Annotated in this window: 16 protein-coding genes; 5 read left to right on the forward strand and 11 right to left on the reverse strand. The window is 63.7% G+C overall.

The features are described from left to right. Nucleotides 1-3: 3 nt before the first annotated feature. The 5 genes from aroK to pilM all read right to left on the reverse strand — a co-directional run bounded on the left by aroK (nt 4) and on the right by pilM (nt 5,068). Nucleotides 4-555 carry a shikimate kinase AroK gene (gene aroK / locus ABIE53_RS18480; protein WP_006052245.1) on the reverse strand — a complete coding sequence of 184 codons (552 nt, stop codon included), beginning with the start codon at nt 553-555 and terminating at the stop codon, nt 4-6. Nucleotides 556-661: 106 nt separating this feature from the next. Next, nucleotides 662-2,281: a type IV pilus secretin PilQ gene (locus ABIE53_RS18485; RefSeq protein WP_244230945.1), complete on the reverse strand. Its 1,620-nt coding sequence runs from the start codon at nt 2,279-2,281 to the stop codon at nt 662-664. 125 nt (nt 2,282-2,406) lie between these two features. Continuing rightward, complete coding sequence (locus ABIE53_RS18490; RefSeq protein ID WP_029971260.1) at nt 2,407-3,342, reverse strand: hypothetical protein; 936 nt, start codon at nt 3,340-3,342, stop codon at nt 2,407-2,409. Further along, a complete protein-coding gene (locus ABIE53_RS18495; protein WP_192700436.1) occupies nt 3,339-4,079 on the reverse strand; it encodes a fimbrial assembly protein in 741 nt (246 codons plus the stop codon). Before ABIE53_RS18495 ends, ABIE53_RS18490 begins: the two co-directional genes overlap by 4 nt. Then, nucleotides 4,076-5,068, reverse strand: a complete 993-nt coding sequence (gene pilM, locus ABIE53_RS18500; protein WP_029971258.1) for a type IV pilus biogenesis protein PilM — start codon at nt 5,066-5,068, stop codon at nt 4,076-4,078. The genes ABIE53_RS18495 and pilM overlap by 4 nt, the downstream gene beginning before the upstream one ends. 254 nt (nt 5,069-5,322) lie before the next feature. Here pilM and ABIE53_RS18505 point away from each other — a divergent pair, with 254 nt between their 5' ends. Further along, nucleotides 5,323-7,716, forward strand: a complete 2,394-nt coding sequence (locus ABIE53_RS18505) for a penicillin-binding protein 1A (protein WP_114156524.1) — start codon at nt 5,323-5,325, stop codon at nt 7,714-7,716. A gap of 96 nt (nt 7,717-7,812) precedes the next feature. Here ABIE53_RS18505 and cyaY read toward each other — a convergent pair whose 3' ends face one another. Next, nucleotides 7,813-8,130, reverse strand: coding sequence for an iron donor protein CyaY (gene cyaY / locus ABIE53_RS18510; protein ID WP_006052238.1), 318 nt, complete (start codon nt 8,128-8,130; stop codon nt 7,813-7,815). Nucleotides 8,131-8,165: 35 nt separating this feature from the next. Here cyaY and ABIE53_RS18515 point away from each other — a divergent pair, with 35 nt between their 5' ends. Both ABIE53_RS18515 and lysA read left to right on the forward strand, forming a co-directional pair. Further along, nucleotides 8,166-8,540: a lipoprotein gene (locus ABIE53_RS18515; RefSeq protein WP_114156525.1), complete on the forward strand. Its 375-nt coding sequence runs from the start codon at nt 8,166-8,168 to the stop codon at nt 8,538-8,540. Nucleotides 8,541-8,549: 9 nt separating this feature from the next. Further along, complete coding sequence (gene lysA / locus ABIE53_RS18520) at nt 8,550-9,812, forward strand: diaminopimelate decarboxylase (protein ID WP_114156526.1); 1,263 nt, start codon at nt 8,550-8,552, stop codon at nt 9,810-9,812. Between the two features lie 88 nt (nt 9,813-9,900). Here the strand turns inward: lysA and msrQ are convergent, their stop codons facing one another. The 5 genes from msrQ to ABIE53_RS18545 form a co-directional block, all read right to left on the reverse strand. Beyond that, nucleotides 9,901-10,611 carry a protein-methionine-sulfoxide reductase heme-binding subunit MsrQ gene (msrQ, locus tag ABIE53_RS18525; protein ID WP_171800589.1) on the reverse strand — a complete coding sequence of 237 codons (711 nt, stop codon included), beginning with the start codon at nt 10,609-10,611 and terminating at the stop codon, nt 9,901-9,903. An 11-nt stretch (nt 10,612-10,622) separates the two neighbouring features. Beyond that, nucleotides 10,623-11,618, reverse strand: a complete 996-nt coding sequence (gene msrP / locus ABIE53_RS18530) for a protein-methionine-sulfoxide reductase catalytic subunit MsrP (RefSeq protein ID WP_006052235.1) — start codon at nt 11,616-11,618, stop codon at nt 10,623-10,625. 183 nt (nt 11,619-11,801) lie between these two features. After that, nucleotides 11,802-13,013 (reverse strand): c-type cytochrome biogenesis protein CcsB, encoded by a 1,212-nt coding sequence (ccsB, locus tag ABIE53_RS18535; RefSeq protein ID WP_006052234.1) that lies wholly within the window; start codon nt 13,011-13,013, stop codon nt 11,802-11,804. A gap of 4 nt (nt 13,014-13,017) precedes the next feature. Continuing rightward, nucleotides 13,018-15,216, reverse strand: coding sequence for a cytochrome c biogenesis protein ResB (locus ABIE53_RS18540; protein ID WP_114156528.1), 2,199 nt, complete (start codon nt 15,214-15,216; stop codon nt 13,018-13,020). A gap of 116 nt (nt 15,217-15,332) precedes the next feature. Further along, a complete protein-coding gene (locus ABIE53_RS18545; RefSeq protein ID WP_006052232.1) occupies nt 15,333-15,986 on the reverse strand; it encodes a c-type cytochrome in 654 nt (217 codons plus the stop codon). Nucleotides 15,987-16,203: 217 nt separating this feature from the next. Between ABIE53_RS18545 and yihA the strand changes: the two genes are divergently transcribed. Both yihA and hemB read left to right on the forward strand, forming a co-directional pair. After that, nucleotides 16,204-16,857 (forward strand): ribosome biogenesis GTP-binding protein YihA/YsxC, encoded by a 654-nt coding sequence (gene yihA / locus ABIE53_RS18550; protein ID WP_006052231.1) that lies wholly within the window; start codon nt 16,204-16,206, stop codon nt 16,855-16,857. Nucleotides 16,858-17,120: 263 nt separating this feature from the next. Beyond that, nucleotides 17,121-18,119 (forward strand): porphobilinogen synthase, encoded by a 999-nt coding sequence (gene hemB / locus ABIE53_RS18555; RefSeq protein ID WP_029971250.1) that lies wholly within the window; start codon nt 17,121-17,123, stop codon nt 18,117-18,119. Nucleotides 18,120-18,157 lie beyond the last annotated feature (38 nt).

Genomic DNA, 18,157 nt, shown 5'->3' on the forward strand with positions numbered 1-18,157 from the left:
CCATTATGACGCAGGATGTTTGGCGACGCCGGCCATCTCGAGCTGCATCAGAACCATATTGACGAGTCCGTTGACCGAAGGCCGGCCTGTTTCAATCACAAAATGCGCGCACTCGCGGTAGAGCGGATCGCGCACTTCGTAGAGCGCTTCGAGCCGCGCTTTCGGGTCTTCCGTTTGCAGAAGCGGACGATTCTTGTCGCGCCGCGTGCGCAGCCACAGATCGTGCGGATTCGCGCGCAGGTAAATCACGACGCCGCGGTTTTGCAGCGCCGCGCGGTTTTCCGGCCGAAGCACGGCGCCGCCGCCGGTTGCCAGCACGATGTTGTCGCGCTCCGTGAGTTCCGAAATGACGCTCGCCTCGCGGTCGCGAAAGCCGGCTTCGCCCTCGAGCTCGAAGATCACCGGAATGCGCGCGCCCGTACGCGCTTCGATTTCATGGTCCGAATCGAAGAACGGGCGATCGAGACGGCGCGCAATGGCCCGGCCCACGGTGGTCTTTCCTGCCCCCATGAGCCCTACAAAAAATACATTGGCGTGTGCGTCCCGCGCTTGCAACGGTGTCCTCTGGCTAATCCGGTATGGTTCGTGCCGCAGCTTACTGGCAAAGCGGCTGCCTTGTCGAGCCTGCGCGCCGCCGCTTTCGCGCGGCGGGCGCGTGCCCTCAATTCGTCTGAACGACGCGCGGCGTGATGAAAACAGCCAGTTCGCTGCGCTGGTCGCGATGGGCCCGATGGCGGAAAAGCGCGCCTAAAACCGGTATTTTGCCCAGGAGCGGCACCCGAGTCACATCGTCGCGACCGTCCGTCGCGTAGATTCCGCCGATCGACACCGTACCACCGTCTTCCACTTCGACCCGGGTTTGCACGTGCTTGGTGTTGATCGCGGGACCGGCGTCGGTCTGTTCGCCGACGCTGTCCTTGGCCACATCGAGGTCTAGCACGACGCGGCCGTCCGGCATGATCTGCGGCTCGACTTCGAGCTTCAGCGTGGCCCGCCGGAACTGCACGCCCGACACGCCCTGCCCGACTTTCGCCTGATACGGCAGTTCGGTGCCCTGCTCGACCACGGCCTTCATCCGGTCGGCGGTAACGACGCGCGGACTGGAAACGACCTCTCCACGCCCTTCGGCCTCGAGCGCGCTCAATTCGATGTTCAGAAGCCGCGTCGCGCCCGCCGCGAACAGCGTGAGCCCGGCCGTGGCGGCGTCGAAGCCCGCGATCGGCCGCGCGGACAGATCGGCGACCAGCCCGTCCTTGCCGCCGCTGAGGCCACGCGTGGTGCCGTCGGCGCTGGTGCCCGCCATCGAAAGCCGCACGCCGAGATTGCGCGAAAAACCATGCTCGCCTTCGACGATGCGCGCCTCGATCAGCACCTGCCGCGTCGGCCGGTCGACGGAAGCAAGCAGCGCGGCTATCTGCGCGAGGCGGCCCTCCAGGTCGGTCACGAACAGCAGATTCGTGCGCGGATCGGCGGTCACGGCGCCGCGCTTCGACAGCACGCGCTGGTTGCCCGAGCCGGTCAACAGACGCCGCACGTCTTCGGCGCGTGCATAGTGCAACTGGAATGTGCGGCTCGCGAGCGGTTCGAGATCGGCGGCCCGCGCGTGGGCCTCGTAGCGCTGCCGCTCGCGCGCCGCCAGATCCGCGATGGGCGCGACCCACACGACGTTGCCGTGGCGCTCCATCGCGAGGCCGTGAACGTCGAGCAGCGTGTCGAACGCGACGCGCCACGGCACTTTGTCGAGGCGCAGCGACACGGCGCCGCGCACTCTCTCGCTCGCGACGATGTTCAAGCCGGTGAATTGCGCAAACGCATTCAGCACCGCGCCCAGCTCGGCGCGCTGGAAGTTCAGCGAGATCGGCTTGTCGTCGGCTGCTAGCGAGGCGTCGGCGGCGGTTTTCGGCGCGCCGCTCAGGCGTGCGAGCGGCGGCAACGGGACGGGCGGGCCTTCGAGCGCGGATGATGTCGCAGCGGCCTCGCGACTTAAGGCTGCCGCTTGCGGGCCAAGAGGCGCGGAGCCGTCGGCGGGGTCGGTTGCATCGCCCGTGTGGGTTCGATCGGCCAGCGCAGGCGTCGTGTGTGAGACCGCCGTGTCATCGGGAGAATCGTCGCGGAACGGGTTCGGCGTCTCGGCGATCGTGCCGCGTGGCAGCGGCGGGGCATCGTAGCGCGCGTCGGAAGGCGACGATGCCTCGTCGAGCGGCAGATAGGCAGGCAACGGTGGCAGCGATGGAATCGCCGCCTGCGCGATGCCGGCACTCAGCGCCACGCCGATTGCCATGCTGACGCACACGCTGAAATGCACGCTAATCGGCAGCCCAGAGCCGGAGCATGCGCGGGCCGCACGGCGAAGAACAGCGCCCACAATCGACCGCGCGTCGGCACACAAGACCTTCCTGATGCTCATCACGAAGCCTCCGCGAGCAGCAGCGTGCGCGTCGCATCACCTCGGGCGAGCGTGATACCCGACGCATCGAAGCGCGTGAAGCGCTCGTCGCCGATCTGCTGACCGGACGCGACAGTCGCTGCGCCGTCCGGCGTATCGACTAACGCCAGACCGCGCGCACGGTCATGCAGCAATCCAACAAGGCGCAGTTGCGCGAGCCCGGGCAAGTCGATCGCGGCCTGCATCTGGGCGGGCGAGAACGGGTCGAAGAACACGACATCTTCTTCGTCATCCGAATCAAGGCTTGCGTCGGCGAGCTCCTGCACCGAGAGGCTCACAGGCGCCGGGCGCAAACCGCTGTACACGCGCAGCGTCGCGTTCACCGAGAGCGACGCCGCATCGCGCTTGATTGTGACGTCGACGGGAACCATCAGTACCGGCAACTCCGTCAAGCCACGCAGAAACGACATCAGATGGATAAAGTCGGTATGCGCAGAGAGCTGCAACGGCCGCTCGCTTTGTGCGCCCGTGCCGCTCGCGGCGCCGGGCTCCACTGCCAGCAACATCACGCCGTTTTGCGCAGCGAGTTCGGAGACGACGCGCACGTCATCCGCCGAAGTCCATTGCGCCCGCGACGGCCACGCGCCTCCTGTCGTTCCGCTCGCCGCATCGGCTTCGCGACGCAACGCGGGCAATTGCAAAAGCGCACGCTTTGCCTCCGCGAGACGCTGCGCGCTCGCATGCAGCGCCGCGCGGCTTGCTTCGAGGCGCCCGAGATCGGCCACGATCCATCCATGCGCGCCGAGGCCGAACACCACCAGCGCAATCAACAACGCAACCGCCCAGCGGCGACGCCTGCTCCACGTATGAAGCGGCGCGCGCGCACGTTTGATCCAATGCGCCAGCATGGAACCTGGCTGTTGCGCGCCGCCGAAGTCTATAAACGTCGTACTCATTTCAAACCTCCGCTGTGATCGGCGCTCGTTTTCGGCGATGCCGCCAGGCCCGCATGCTCGGCCGTATTTTTTATGGTGTGCTCCCAGCGCAGGCGGGCACCGAACTCCGTTGAGCCGGCAGTGCTCGCCGCGGCATTCGCCTTGCCCGACGCGCGATGCGATTCGCTCATCTCCGCGCTCTCCACGCCGCGTATCGCACCGAGGCGCTTGAGCCACTGCGCGGAATCGATGTGCGCTCGCGAACTCGCCACGAGCTCGGTCTCATGCTCGCGCTGGCGAAGCTGCTGCAACAGCACACCGTCGCCAGGTTCGAAACTCAGCGCATCGAGCAGATCGCGCAAATAGGTGAGCGGCTCGGCGAGACGTTTTGCGCGGGCGGCTTCATCGCGTTGCCTGTCGCGCGCGCGCAGCAGCTTCGTATGCTCGGCCAGCGGAGCGGCGAGCTGCGCAAGCGCCTGCTCGGCTGACTCGCGCTGCGCATCGAGCCGCGCTTTCTCGACCATCTGATATCCGGCGAGCGCAACCACAGCAGCGCAGCCGGCCAACGCGGCGGCGGCCCATAGAAGGACGCACCGCCGACGCGCAAGCCGCGCGTCGCGTTGTCTGTGCGGCAGCAGATTGAAACCGCCGAGCCTCGGCGTGAACGAATTCACCGCGCGCAGCCGGCGCATGTCGCGCGCGACATGCGATTGCGCCGCCGCGCCGAGATGTCGTGCGTCGAAAACGGCCGCGCTCATTCGAGCACCCCGCGCAACGCAAGCCCGAATGCAACGGCGCCTGCCGGTTCGTGCAGCAGCGGATCGCTCAGCTTGCGCGCGACGCCGCCCAATGCGCCGCACTCGAACGGCAACACGGTGCAGCCGAGAACATCCGCGATATCCGCCATCGAGAAGCCGACGCCCTCGAGCAGATCGAGTTCGCCGCCCACCAGCGCACAGTCGCACTCCGGGCCATGCGCCAGATCGCGCAATGCGTCGGCGAGATCGGAATGCTCGGGCGCGGGATAGCGCATTTCGGCGGCGACGCTGTCGTCGACGAGACGCCAGCCTTGCACGCCGTCGGCGCCGATCCACAACGCCACATAAGGTTCATGTGGATCGAGCTCGCGGCTCGCCGCATAGCGCATCGCACGCAGCGCGGCATGCGGCTCGCCGTCTATCGCGGTCAGCGAAATGCCCGCGGCCGCCGCGCATTCGATGCGCGCTTCGATATGCTGACGCGCGGTCGCGGCAATCGTCACCGAACGAACCGGCGACGGCCGGTCATCGACAAACCAGTCGACGGCCAATGCGTGCCGCTCGAGTCCCGCGATGCGTTCCACTTCGCTCATCACCGCCGGTTCGAGCTCGGCGAGTTCATATCCGCCGTCTTCCGCGCCACCGCTTTGCACGGCGAGGCGTGCGAGCGGGACCGTGGCGGTCAGCGTCGCGGACGCGGGCACCGCCATCGCGCATCGCAATGCGGACGTCGCGCATGAATGAGGCAGATCGGCAAACGCATCGCGCAACGCGCGCGAGACCGCTTGGCGATCCGCGATCTCGATGCCGGCCATTGCATTCGGCGGCAACGGCACCGTGCGCACATATTCGATCTGCAACGACGCGCAGGCTCGCGCACGCTGACTCACCACGACGAGCCGCACGTCCTGCGAACTCACGTCGATACCCGCAGCGAAACGCTGCATACCCGCCTGCACAGCTTCCAGCCATGAACTTCTTATTGTCATCACGCCCTCCCTGAGACTCGCGCGGCGAACGATTCGAACGCGAGCAGCGAGGAGGATTGTGCGCATCGGCGCGTCTGAGCGACACTCAGCCAAACGGCCAACGTCGTCGAAACCGACGCGCCGGCGATCGTCAAAGCAGCTACAGTGAGGCCTCATTCAACGTGGCGCGGAGACTTGTAAAGAACTGTCAGTAAGCATGCCGAAAGCTGAAAAGCGGGGCGGCTATAATCGCGGGACTGTTTTTTGGTGCCTATATGCAATCCACGTCTCCCACCTCTCCGCCGCCCGCGCCGCCTAAGCGCAAACGCCCGTTGTGGCTCAAGCTCCTGCTTGGGTTTTTTGGCCTGATCGTCGCGGGCATCGCGTGCGTGCTGCTGGTGCTCGGTTATGCGCTCGTGGTCGCGACGCCTAACCTGCCCTCGCTCGAAGCGCTCACCGACTACCGGCCGAAAGTGCCGCTGCGCATCTATACGGCCGATCACGTGCTGATCGGTGAGTTCGGCGAAGAACGCCGCGACATCGTCCGCATTCAGGACGTGCCCGACAGCCTGAAGAAGGCCGTGCTCGCCATTGAAGACGCGCGCTTTTACGATCACGGCGGCGTCGACCTGACGGGCATCGCGCGCGCCGGCTTCGTCGCGCTGACCAATGGCCACGCGACGCAAGGCGCGAGCACGATCACGATGCAGGTCGCGCGCAACTTCTTCCTGTCCAGCGAGAAGACCTATACGCGCAAGATCTACGAGATGCTGCTCGCGTACAAGATCGAGTCGAAGCTCAGCAAGGATCAGATTCTCGAGGTGTATATGAATCAGATCTATCTGGGTCAGCGCGCATATGGTTTCGCGAGCGCGGCACGCGTGTATTTCGGCAAGGATCTGAAGGACCTGACGCTCGCGGAATCCGCGATGCTGGCCGGCTTGCCGAAGGCGCCGTCCGCGTATAACCCCGTGGTGAATCCGAAGCGCGCGAAGGTGCGCCAGGAGTACATCCTTCAGCGCATGTACGAGCTGCATTACATCAACCAGCAGCAGTACGACGAAGCGAGCCGTCAGCCGCTTGTCGTGAAGGGCGCCGGCAAGGAGTTCAGCGTGCACGCGGAGTATGTCGCGGAAATGGTGCGGCAGATGATGTACGCGCAGTACCGCGAGGAAGCGTACACGCGCGGCCTGAACGTCGTGACGACGATCGACTCCGCCGATCAGGACGTCGCCTATCGCGCGTTGCGCAAAGGTTTGATGGACTATGAGCGGCGCCACGGTTATCGCGGCCCGGAGGCGTTCATCGACTTGCCGTCGGACGCGGACGACCGCGAGCAGGCCATCGACGACGCGCTGCTCGAGCATCCCGATAACGGCGAAATCATCGCGGCAGTCGTGACGGCGGCGAGCCCGAAGCAGGTGCAGGCCACGTTTATCGACGGCAATGTGGCGACCATTCAGGGCGACGGCCTGCGCTTCGCGCAATCGGCGCTAAGCGCACGCGCGCAGCCGAATCAGCGGCTGCGGCCCGGCGCGATCATTCGTCTGGTGAAGAACGACGAAGGCGAGTGGGCGATCACCCAGTTGCCGCAAGTCGAAGGTGCCTTCGTTTCCGTCGTGCCGCAGGACGGCGCGATTCGTGCGCTCGTCGGCGGCTTCGACTTCAACAAGAACAAGTTCAATCACGTCACGCAGGCGTGGCGCCAGCCGGGCTCGAGTTTCAAGCCGTTCATCTATTCGGCTTCGCTCGAAAAGGGACTCGGTCCGGCAACCGTCATCAACGACGCGCCGCTCTTTTTCAGCGCCGCGGAAACGGGCGGCCAGCCGTGGGAGCCGAAGAACTACGGCGGCGGTTTCGACGGTCCGATGAGCATGCGCACCGCTTTGCAGAAGTCGAAAAACCTGGTGTCGATTCGTATCCTCAACCACATCGGCACGAAGTACGCGCAGCAGTACATCACGCGCTTCGGCTTCGATGCGGACCGCCATCCGGCGTATCTGCCGATGGCGCTCGGCGCGGGTCTCGTCACGCCGTTGCAGATGGCGGGCGCGTTCTCGGTGTTCGCGAACGGCGGCTATCGGATCAACCCGTACCTGATCGCCGAAGTCACCGATCCGCGCGGCGTCGTCGTCGCGCACGCGCAGCCGCTCGTCGCCGAGCAAAGCGCGCCGCACGCTATCGAGCCGCGCAACGCGTATGTGATGAACAGCCTGCTGCAAAGCGTCGCGCAGCGCGGCACGGGCGCGAAGTCGAACGCGCTCAAGCGCACGGATCTCGGCGGCAAGACCGGCACGACGAACGATTCGCGCGACGCCTGGTTCGCCGGCTATCAGCACACGCTCACCGCGATTGCGTGGATCGGCTACGACAACCCGCGCAGTCTCGGCGACAAGGAAACCGGCGGCGGCCTCGCGTTGCCGGTGTGGATCGAGTACATGGGACGCGCGCTCAAAGGCGTGCCGGACTACAAGATGCCGAAGCCCGATGGCGTGACCGAAATCGGCTCCGAACTGTATTTCGACGAATTCACGCCGGGGCACGGCTTTGTCTCGACGGTCGGCATCAGCCAGGCTGCGCTCGACGAAGCGAGCGCAGCATCCGCCGCGCCGGGACAGGTCGGCGAGCAGGAGAAGCAGGACATCATGAATCTGTTCCGCGGGCACTGACATAGCGTCCCGCTTGCTAAAGAAAAAAGCCGCCGCGCAGATCATGCGCGGCGGCTTTTTTTTGACCTTCTTTCCGTCGACAGCCCGACTCTGCGTTCAGGCTTCGAAGTGGACCGGTTCGCCAGCCTGCTGCGTCGCGTATTCGGAGAGCGCCTCGAAAAACTCCTTGCCGCTGCGCGTGTCGCGCCACTCGCCGTCGACGAAACGGTAGTGAAAACCGCCCGCTTTCGCGGCGATCCAGATCTCGCTCATAGGCGGTTGCAGGTTGACGATGATCTTCGAGCGATTCGCGAACTCGAGGGTCAGCACGTTGCCGCTGCGCTCGAGTTCGATGTCGGCCTCGGTGTCGTCCAAAGCGCGTTCGATGACGGCTAGCGCGGCCTCCGCGCGGGTCAGGTAATCACTATCGGACATGCTAAACTCCATCGATTATTTATTCAGGGACAGTCATGCGAGTCGTATCTCGGATGCGCGCGGCGGCGCCCGGCCGCGCGATTGTAGCGGGTTTAGCCATTCTCGCAGGTTGCGCGCTCGGCGGTTCGCTCACCGGTTGCGGGCAACGCGGTTCGCTCTATTTGCCCACGGTGCCGCCGTTGCCGGCCAAGCCGATCGACCGCACGCAGCCGCCGTCGCCTGATGAAGTGAAACCGGGCGCAGAAACCGCTGCCGACTCAGACTCCATTCCCGATACTTCCGGCACGCCGCTTTCGCTTGCACCGGCAGATGAGCTGTCTGCATCGCCTACGTCCGCAGCTTCCGCTGCATCGGCTTCAAAGGCAGCTTCGCAGCCGACCTCGCAGCCCGCCGCCACTCCCGCTCAATAAGACCTTCGCATGACTCGACCTGCATTTGACTACGTCGACGGCGTGCTTCACGCCGAAGGCGTGTCCGCCGTTTCGCTCGCCGAACAGTTCGGCACGCCGCTCTATGTTTATTCGCGCGCCGCGCTCACCGCCGCGTGGAACGCGTACGCCGGCGCATGCGCCGGCCGTCGCGCGAGCGTGCACGTCGCCGTCAAGGCCAACAGCAATCTCGCGGTGCTGAACGTGTTCGCGCGCCTCGGCGCGGGCTTCGACATCGTGTCGGGCGGCGAACTGGCGCGCGTGCTGGCCGCCGGCGGCAAAGCGGAAAACACGGTGTTTTCCGGCGTCGGCAAGCATGCCAACGAAATGCGCGAGGCGCTCGCGGCGGGCGTCAAGTGCTTTAACGTCGAGTCGATACCGGAGCTCGATCGGCTGAACCAGGTCGCTGAGCAAATGGGCAAGAAGGCGCCGGTCTCGCTGCGCGTGAATCCGGATGTCGACGCGAAAACGCATCCGTATATTTCCACCGGGCTCAAGTCGAACAAGTTCGGCGTCGCGTTCGAAGATGCGCGCGCGACCTATCAGGCGGCCGCGGCCATGGCGAACCTCGAGGTGGTCGGCATCGACTGCCATATCGGTTCGCAGATTACCGAGATCGCGCCTTATCTCGACGCGGTCGACAAAGTCCTCGAACTGGTCGAGCAGATCGAGCAGGACGGCGTCACGATCCGCCATATCGACGTGGGCGGCGGTCTGGGCATTACTTACGACGACGAGACGCCGCCGGATATCGGCGAGTTCGTGCGCACCGTGCTCGACCGGATCGAGGCGCGCGGCCACGGCCATCGCGAGGTGTACTTCGAGCCGGGCCGCTCGCTCGTCGGCAATGCGGGCGTGCTGCTCACGCGCGTCGAGTTCCTGAAGCCGGGCGCTGAAAAGAACTTCGCCATCGTCGATGCGGCCATGAACGATCTCGCCCGTCCCGCGATGTACGATGCGTATCACGCAATCGACGCCGCGGTTAAGCGCGACGTGCCGGCGCATGTCTACGACATCGTCGGTCCCGTTTGCGAAAGCGGCGACTGGCTTGGACGCGAGCGGCTGCTGTCCGTGGAGCCGGGTGATCTGCTCGCGATTCGTTCGGCCGGCGCCTATGGCTTCGCGATGAGTTCGAACTACAACACGCGTCCGCGCGCAGCGGAAGTGATGGTCGATGGTACACAGGCGCATGTGGTCCGCGCGCGCGAGGAAGTCCAGCAACTGTTTTCGGGCGAAGCGATCTTGCCGGCGTAACCAGCGCCGCGACGTCTCAACCGGCGATTGAATAAAAAAGGCGATGCCCTCGGTGGCATCGCCTTTTTTGTTTGCGGCGCGCGCTCGTCTAACGCGGCTTCAAACTGCGCGCTCGCAGCCACACGATCAGGCGCCAGCCCAGCAGCGCCAGCATGATCGCGCCGTAGATCTTCGGCAGAATCAGGTCGTGCTTGCCGGCCTTCATCCACCAGAAATGCAGAATCGCCAGCGCTCCGATCACGTAGATCGCACGATGCAAAGTCTGCCAGCGGCGGCCGAGCTTGCGCACCATTGCGCGCGGCGACGTGGCAGCCAACGCGATCAATAGCACGAAAGCGGCAAAGCCCACGGTGATGAACGGCCGCTTGCCAATGTCCTTGATGATTTCAGCGACGTCGAACCACTTGTCGAACCACAGGTACGTCGTGAAATGCAGCGTCGCGTAGAAAAACGCGTAGAGCCCAAGCATGCGGCGAAAGCGTACGAACGCCGCGACGCCTGTCAGACGACGCAACGGCGTCACGGCCAGCGTGATGCACAGAAACACGAGCGTCCAGAGCCCCGTGGAACGCGTGATGAACTCGATCGGGTTGGCGCCGAGCCGGTCGGTCATACCGAACAGCACGATGCGCGCAAGCGGATACCACGCGGCGATAAACACCGCGATTTTCGCGGGCACGACCCAGCGCGCGCCGGCGCTCGGCCGTTTCGCCGTCGCGCCCGCCGTCTGCGTTGCGCGAGCCTGCGCTCGCGGCGCGTTGCGCTCTGTGCGAGCGACGGATTGAGTGTCGGAAGCCATCGTCATGTCGCTCAGAAGTTTTTCTTCAGGTCCATGCCCTGATACAGCGACGCGACCTGATCGCCGTAGCCGTTGAACATCAACGTCTTACGCTTCGGCGTAAAAAACCCGTCCTCGCCGATGCGCCGCTCGGTCGCCTGACTCCAGCGCGGGTGGTCGACATTCGGATTCACATTCGAATAAAACCCGTACTCGCTCGACGCGTACGTGTTCCAGCTCGTCGGCGGCTGCTTCTCGACAAAGCGGATTTTCACGAGCGACTTCGCGCTCTTGAAGCCGTATTTCCAGGGCACCACGATGCGAACCGGCGCGCCGTTCTGATTCGGCAGCACCTGACCGTAGACGCCCATCGTGAGCAGCGTGAGCGGATTCATCGCCTCGTCCATGCGCAAGCCTTCGGAATAAGGCCAGTCGAGTATTGGCGTGGAAAGCCCCGGCATCTGCGACGGATCCGCGAGCGTGATGAACTGCACGTATTTCGCGTTGCCGGTCGGCTGCACGCGCTTGATGAGTTCCGCGAGCGGCACGCCGATCCACGGAATCACCATCGACCAACCTTCGACGCAGCGCAGCCGATACACGCGCTCCTCCAGCGGCGCGAGTTTGAGCAACTCGTCGATGTCATACACCTTCGGGTTCTTGATTTCGCCTTCGACACTCACCTTCCACGGACGCGGACGCAGCGTGCCCGCGTGCTGCGCCGGGTCGGACTTATCGGTGCCGAACTCGTAGTAGTTGTTGTAGGTGGTGATGTCTTTGAACGGCGTGATCTTGTCGAGCGCGATGAACTTCGCGTTGGTCTTCGCGCTGAGCTTCTGCGCCTTCGGATCGGTCGACGTGTACGCAGCCAGCGCTTCGCCGTTCACGCCGATCAGACCGCCGAGCGCCAACGCGCCGGCCGCCTGCAGCACGCGCCGCCGGTTTTCGAAAATGTGCTGCGGCGTGATTTCGCTGCGAGCGATATCGTCGCCGGTGAGTTGAATCCTGTCGCTTCGCTTGATCCACATCGCGCTGCTCCTTGCGGCCCTTGCGTTGAAACATCTAACGGGGCCAGGTGATGATCGCTCGTCGGGCTATCCATGCGCGCTCTATAAAACAAACACATTCGATGCGCAAATATTCCGCCAGCCATAAAAAAACCGCCGGTGTGAAACACGCGGCGGTTCTTTGTCGGTCGAGAACGGCGGATATTACAGCTTGCCGTAACTATGCAGCCCCGACAGAAACATATTCACGCCGAGGAACGCAAACGTCGTGACCAGCAGACCCGTCAGCGCCCACCATGCGGCAACCGCGCCGCGCAGCCCCTTCATCAGACGCATGTGCAGCCAGGCCGCGTAGTTCAGCCAGACGATCAGCGCCCACGTTTCCTTCGGGTCCCAACTCCAGTAACCGCCCCACGCTTCGGCCGCCCACAGCGCGCCGAGAATCGTCGCGATCGTGAAGAACGCGAAGCCGACGGCGATCGACTTGTACATGACGTCGTCGAGTACTTCGAGCGCAGGCAGACGATCGGCCAGCACGCCGCGCTCCTTGGCCAGATACGCGACCGCCACCATCGCCGACAACGCAAAGCTGCCGTAGCCGATGAAGTTCGCCGGCACGTGGATCTTCATCCACCAGCTTTGCAGAGCCGGAACGAGCGGCTGGATCTGCTGCGCGTCGCGGGCAACCGAGTACCACATCAGGAAGCCGACGGCGGCGCTGATCACGAGCAGAACGAAGGCGCCGAGCGCGCGCGTGTTGTAGTGCTGCTCGTAGTACAAATAGAAGAGCGCGGTGATGAGGCTGAACAGCACGAACACTTCGTACAGGTTCGAGATAGGAATATGGCCGACGTCCGCGCCGATCAGATACGACTCGTACCAGCGCACCATCAGACCGACAAACCCCATCAGCACCGCAACCCACGTCATGCGCGAGCCGATCGCGCCGCCCGTGGGCGAGCGCGACAGCAAGCCGATCCAGTAGAACACGGTCGCGAAGACGAAGAGCGCGCTCATCCACAGAATCGCGGACTGGCTCGACAGGAAGTATTTCAGGAAGAACGCGTTGTCGGCGCGGCTCAGATCGCCGTGATAAATCTGGATGGCCAGCAGCGACAGCGCCGCGATTCCCGCCATCAGCGGACGCACCGGTTTCCAGCGCCAGCCGAGCACGACGAACACCGGCACTGAGCACACCAGCACCAGTTTGTCGTAGTAATTCATGAACGGGTGATAGCGCGTCAGCGCGAACCCGGCGCCCGCGACCATCGCGAGGGCGAACAGCCAGTCGACAATGCCGAGCCGCTTCAGAAACGGCCGCTCGTCGTATTGAGCCGCGTTGAGCGCTTCGTCCGCGGCCGCCCTGGCAGGCCGGGACGAGGAAGGAGAGGATGAGGAAACCTGAGTCAAGTCCATGGTATTACCGGGTCGAATCTTGTGAGCTTGCGGACTGCGCGCCCGCGTTGCCGGATGCTGGATCAGCGGGTTTCGCGCTCAGCGCGGCGCCGACCGCGTCGCGCGTCTGAGCAAATTCTTTCTCGAAGTCGAGCGTCTTGCGGGCGCTCGACATTGCCATCACGACATGCGTGCCCTGCTCACTATCTTTGAGCCAGAACCAGAGGCGCCGTTCGCGGACGTAGAACATCGAGAAGATGCCCAATACGAGGAGCAGGCTGCCAAGATACACGACTTTTTTGCCGGGCGCGCGCGTCAGCTGAAATACCGAGGCTTGCACCTGCTTGAAGGAATCGAGCTGCAAGTAGACCGGCGATCCATACAGAAAGCTGTCCGATAGCGCGTTGATCGAGCTTTGGACGAAGCGGCTCGCGTCCGCGTTCGCGTCTGCCTGCGGTTGGCCGACTTGCTGGCGCGACAGTTGCCAGAGGTCCCACATCGAGCCTTCCAGCATACGCAGCAGCAAACCCGCGGCCTTTTCCTGGTCGGCCTTCGGCACCGAATGGTCGATGAATCCGGCGATCGCCTGGAAGCCGCCCACCGGCTGGCCGTTCGGCATCTTGACGCTTGTGTCTGCGCCGGCAAAAAGGGTCAGCACGCGCAGCGCGCTTTCTTCCAGGTGCTGCTGCAATTCGGTGTTCGCTTCCGGCACCGAACGCTGCGCGAAGCGGCGAGCGGCTTGTGCGCGCGCCGCCGGATTTTCCAGCGTGGCGCGCAGGTTCATCCACTCCTTGACGGTGCCGCCGCTGTCCGCGGGAATGCGCAGGTAGCGGAACGGATCGTCGGGATTCAGGCGCATGCCGGCGAGGAAGAACCGCTCGCCGCCCACCGTGACCGGCAGCATGTAGTTGTTGTACTCGCGCGCCTGGCCGTCCTTGTCGCGCACCTTGTACTGCACCGAAGGGCCGACGTTGTGCAGCTCGAGCGGCTTCGAAGTCTTCGCGCCGGAGCCGAGCCGCTCGTCGAACGCTTCCTTCAGCGAGCGGTGCGCGGCGACGCCGCGAGCATCCGTCTGGCCGTTGGCGTTCGAAATGTTTTCGACGTTGATCGCACGGAAATCGGTGAACTCGACCGTCTGGCCGTCGGCAAGCGGCGTCGCGGAACTCAACGGCGCATTGCCGCCGATCGCGCCGCCGAACGGCGCGGTTGCCGCGCTTGCGCCGGTCATCGGAAACGCGGTCATCTGCATTTGCGAGCCGCCGTCCTGGAAGCTCGATTGATAGATCGACACGCCGTCGTATTCGAACGGCTTGTTCACCTCGATGCGCGCCGGCACACGGGCGCCGGTCTTGTGATCGACCACGACGATGTCGCTCGCGAACAGCTTGGGCATGCCCGTCGAGTAATAGTCGACGATGAACTTCTGCAGCTCGATCGAGAACGGCAGGTCCTGAATCAGCGAGCCGTCCGGCTGGTTCAGGATCGCGGTCGACACGTGCTGCCCTTCCGGCACCCACGCGTAACCGCGGAACGTCGGATTGGATTGCGACAGACGGTGTTCCGGAGGAATGTCGTTGATGACCGTGTTCGCGCGGATCGGCGACTTGTCGAAGAGCCACATTTGCAGCTTGATCGGCAGATTGCTGTCGAGCAGGCCGCCCAGGCAGATCACGACGATTGCAATGTGCGCGGAAATGTAGCCGAGCTTGGTCAACGCGCCGCGTTTGGCCGCGATCAGCGTCGCGCCCTCGGACTCCCGCGTGACGAACTTATAGCCGAGTTTCGCCGATAGTTTCGCGAGCACCGCCGCGGTCTGCGCCCGCGTGCCATGCACCGCGAATTCGCCCTTGTGATGGAACGCACGCAGGCTGGCTTCGCGGACCTTGTCTTTCCAGCTCTTCGTATCGGCGATCATTTTCGGCGCGTTGCGGATCACGCACAGCGACACCGACACCATCAGAAAGCCGAGAATCAGCATGAACCACCATGAGCTGTAGACCGTGTAGAGGCTCAGCGAGCGGAAGATGTCGGCCCAGAAAGGACCGAACTGATTGACGTAGTTGGGGTAGGGATCGTCCTGCGTGAGAACGGTGCCGATGATGCTGGCGATCGACAGAATCACAAGCAGCGCAATGGCAAAACGCATCGAACTCAATACTTCGATGACGCTGCGCAAGACGCGATTGCCCGACTTCGACTGCAAACCCGACGTGGTGACGCTCATTCATACTCCGACTGAACAGCAAAAAAGGGTGAAGGGCGATCGTAGATACGACGCCCCCACCCTTTTCTTGTTTTTCACCGGCCTCGACGGGCCGGTTGCACTTGCGCGCGAACCTCTTAATGCAGGCCCGCGATGTAATCGGCTACAGCCTTTATCTCGCTGTCCGACAGACGCGTTGCGACAGCATGCATCGCCTCGTTGTTATTGCGCGCGCCCGGACCTTGCGTGAACGCGTTCAACTGCGCCACCGTGTACTCCGCCCATTGTCCTGACAAACGCGGATATTGCGACGGAATACCTTGACCCGTGGGCCCGTGACAGCTTGCACATGCCGGCACGCCCTTGTCGGCAATACCGCCACGATAGATCTTCTGCCCGAGCGGCACGGTGTTCTTGTTGTGCGCATAGCCGGGCTTCGGAGCCTGCGTCGCGAAATAGGCAGCGACGTTGACCATGTCCTGATCCGACAGCGCTGACGCCATGCCCGTCATGATCGCATTGTTGCGCACGGGCTGCTTGGCGCCGGGCTGCAGCTTGAAATCCTTGAGTTGTTTGACGAGATAGTCGGGATGCTGACCCGCGAGCTTCGGATAGGCACCGCCGGCGCTATTACCGTCTGCGCCGTGACACGACGCGCAAACCTGCACCGCGATTGCCTGCCCCCGGTTGATGTCCGGCTTTGCCGGATCTGCTGCTCGTGCCTGAATTGCCAAACCTGAAAGACCTGCCGCTACCTGAAACACCATCAGAGCCTTGCACAGTCGATTCATTCGCACACCCTGTCTCGTCTTGTGGGATTTTAGAGGTTTTGCACAATACGACGGCGACCCAAGTGACCGCCAGGAGCCGCCGAGGCACGCGGGCTGGCCCCCTCAGGTTTTCAGTAAACCATCGTATTGTACAATAACTCGCTAATCGCTAAGACGCCAGTCGGGCTTGACCCGTCCCCACTCCGGGTTCCCCGGCGTCTCGAATTCTGGCCTGCTCATGTCCTTCCTGCTCCACCAATCGCGCTTCTTCACGACCGTCAATCACCTGCGCGATCTGCCTGCCACCGCTCAGCCCGAGATCGCTTTCGCGGGGCGCTCGAACGCGGGCAAGTCGACGGCCATCAACATTCTGTGCAATCAGAAGCGGCTGGCATTCGCGAGTAAGACGCCAGGGCGCACACAGCACATCAACTACTTTTCGGTCGGCCGCGAGGACGAACCGGTCGCCCATCTGGTCGACCTGCCGGGCTACGGCTACGCCGAAGTGCCTGGCGCGGCGAAGGCCCACTGGGAGGCGCTGCTTTCCACGTACCTGCAGTCGCGCTCGCAATTGCGCGGCATGATTCTGATGATGGATTCGCGCCGTCCGTTGACCGATCTGGACCGGCGAATGATCGAGTGGTTCGCGCCGACCGGCAAGCCGATTCACGCGCTGCTGACCAAATGCGACAAATTGACGCGCCAGGAAAGTGTGAATGCGTTGCGCACAACGCAGAAGGGTTTCGCCGAGTATCGTGCCGCGGGCTACCAGGGCGAACTGACGGCGCAGCTTTTTTCGGCGCTCAAGCGTGTCGGTATCGACGAGGCGCATGAATTGGTCGAAAGCTGGCTGATCCCCGGCGCCAAAGGCGAAACGGACGCCGCGCAGTAAGCCGAGTCCTGGTTTTCGAATCGGGGAAAGCGCCGTTTTCGTCGGCGCATAAAAAAACCCGCCGCATTAACGGCGGGTCAAACAGCCTAATCGAAAAACGACAGGCACCCGCTCAGGGAGGAGAAGCGGGGAGGTCAGCGCCAGGCGCCTTGCTCGATCGGTATGATATACCATTGTCTTGAAAAGTTTCCGCGAGTGGCCGCCTGCAGTTGGTGCCGCTCGTGTCACCGCCCCACTCAAGACACTCACGTTTTCTATCCCACATGAGCTTCTACCCGCACTATCGCCCGCGCCGCATGCGCCGCGACGACTTTTCGCGCCGTCTGATGCGCGAAAACATTCTCACCACCAACGACCTGATCTATCCCGTGTTCGTGGTCGAGGGCACGAATATTCGGCAAGCGGTGCCGTCGATGCCCGGCGTCGATCGCGTTTCCGTCGACCTGCTGATGAAAGTCGCCGAGCAATGCGTCGAGCTGGGCGTGCCCGTGCTGTCGCTATTTCCGGCGATCGAGCCGGCGCTGAAAACGCCCGATGGCCGTGAGGCGGCCAACCCCGCGGGCCTGATTCCGCGCGCGGTTCGCGAACTGAAGAAGCACTTCCCGGAGCTCGGCGTGCTGACCGACGTCGCGCTCGACCCGTACACGAGCCACGGCCAGGACGGCGTGCTCGACGAGACGGGCTACGTAATCAACGACGAAACCGTCGAAATCCTGATCGAGCAGGCGCGCGCGCAGGCCGAGGCCGGCGTCGATATCGTTGCGCCGTCGGACATGATGGACGGCCGCATTGGCGCCATCCGCGAAATGCTGGAAAGCGAGGACCATGTGCATACGCGGATCATGGCTTACGCGGCCAAGTTCGCGTCCGCGTTCTACGGCCCGTTCCGCGACGCCGTGGGCTCGGCCACGAACCTCGGCAAAAGCAACAAGATGACGTACCAGATGGACCCGGCGAATTCGAACGAAGCGCTGCGCGAAGTCCAGGCGGATATCAACGAAGGCGCCGATATGGTGATGGTCAAGCCGGGCATGCCGTATCTCGACATCGTGCGTCGCGTGAAGGACGAGTTCCAGTTCCCGACCTACGTCTATCAGGTCAGCGGCGAGTACGCGATGCTGAAAGCGGCGGCCCAGAACGGCTGGCTCGATCACGACAAGGCGATGATGGAATCGCTGCTCGCGTTCAAGCGTGCGGGCGCGGACGGCGTTCTGACGTATTTCGCGCTGGATGCGGCGCGGATTCTGCGGTCGCAGAAGTGAGTTGGGTTGGGTTTTAGGTTAGCGGGTGTAGCGAAGAA

The sequence above is a fragment of the Paraburkholderia sp. OAS925 genome, assembly GCF_040543975.1.
GTDB classification, from domain to species: domain Bacteria; phylum Pseudomonadota; class Gammaproteobacteria; order Burkholderiales; family Burkholderiaceae; genus Paraburkholderia; species Paraburkholderia graminis.

Excerpts from the sequence above, each read along its gene's own strand:
- ABIE53_RS18485 (WP_244230945.1), bottom strand. The coding sequence starts at position 2,281 with ATGGCAATCGGCGTGGCGCTGAGTGCCGGCATCGCGCAGGCGGCGATT.
- ABIE53_RS18490 (WP_029971260.1), bottom strand. The coding sequence starts at position 3,342 with ATGAGTACGACGTTTATAGACTTCGGCGGCGCGCAACAGCCAGGTTCC.
- ABIE53_RS18495 (WP_192700436.1), bottom strand. The coding sequence starts at position 4,079 with ATGAGCGCGGCCGTTTTCGACGCACGACATCTCGGCGCGGCGGCGCAA.
- pilM (WP_029971258.1), bottom strand. The coding sequence starts at position 5,068 with ATGACAATAAGAAGTTCATGGCTGGAAGCTGTGCAGGCGGGTATGCAG.
- ABIE53_RS18505 (WP_114156524.1), top strand. The coding sequence starts at position 5,323 with ATGCAATCCACGTCTCCCACCTCTCCGCCGCCCGCGCCGCCTAAGCGC.
- cyaY (WP_006052238.1), bottom strand. The coding sequence starts at position 8,130 with ATGTCCGATAGTGATTACCTGACCCGCGCGGAGGCCGCGCTAGCCGTC.
- ABIE53_RS18515 (WP_114156525.1), top strand. The coding sequence starts at position 8,166 with ATGCGAGTCGTATCTCGGATGCGCGCGGCGGCGCCCGGCCGCGCGATT.
- lysA (WP_114156526.1), top strand. The coding sequence starts at position 8,550 with ATGACTCGACCTGCATTTGACTACGTCGACGGCGTGCTTCACGCCGAA.
- msrQ (WP_171800589.1), bottom strand. The coding sequence starts at position 10,611 with ATGGCTTCCGACACTCAATCCGTCGCTCGCACAGAGCGCAACGCGCCG.
- msrP (WP_006052235.1), bottom strand. The coding sequence starts at position 11,618 with ATGTGGATCAAGCGAAGCGACAGGATTCAACTCACCGGCGACGATATC.
- ccsB (WP_006052234.1), bottom strand. The coding sequence starts at position 13,013 with ATGGACTTGACTCAGGTTTCCTCATCCTCTCCTTCCTCGTCCCGGCCT.
- ABIE53_RS18540 (WP_114156528.1), bottom strand. The coding sequence starts at position 15,216 with ATGAGCGTCACCACGTCGGGTTTGCAGTCGAAGTCGGGCAATCGCGTC.
- ABIE53_RS18545 (WP_006052232.1), bottom strand. The coding sequence starts at position 15,986 with ATGAATCGACTGTGCAAGGCTCTGATGGTGTTTCAGGTAGCGGCAGGT.
- yihA (WP_006052231.1), top strand. The coding sequence starts at position 16,204 with ATGTCCTTCCTGCTCCACCAATCGCGCTTCTTCACGACCGTCAATCAC.
- hemB (WP_029971250.1), top strand. The coding sequence starts at position 17,121 with ATGAGCTTCTACCCGCACTATCGCCCGCGCCGCATGCGCCGCGACGAC.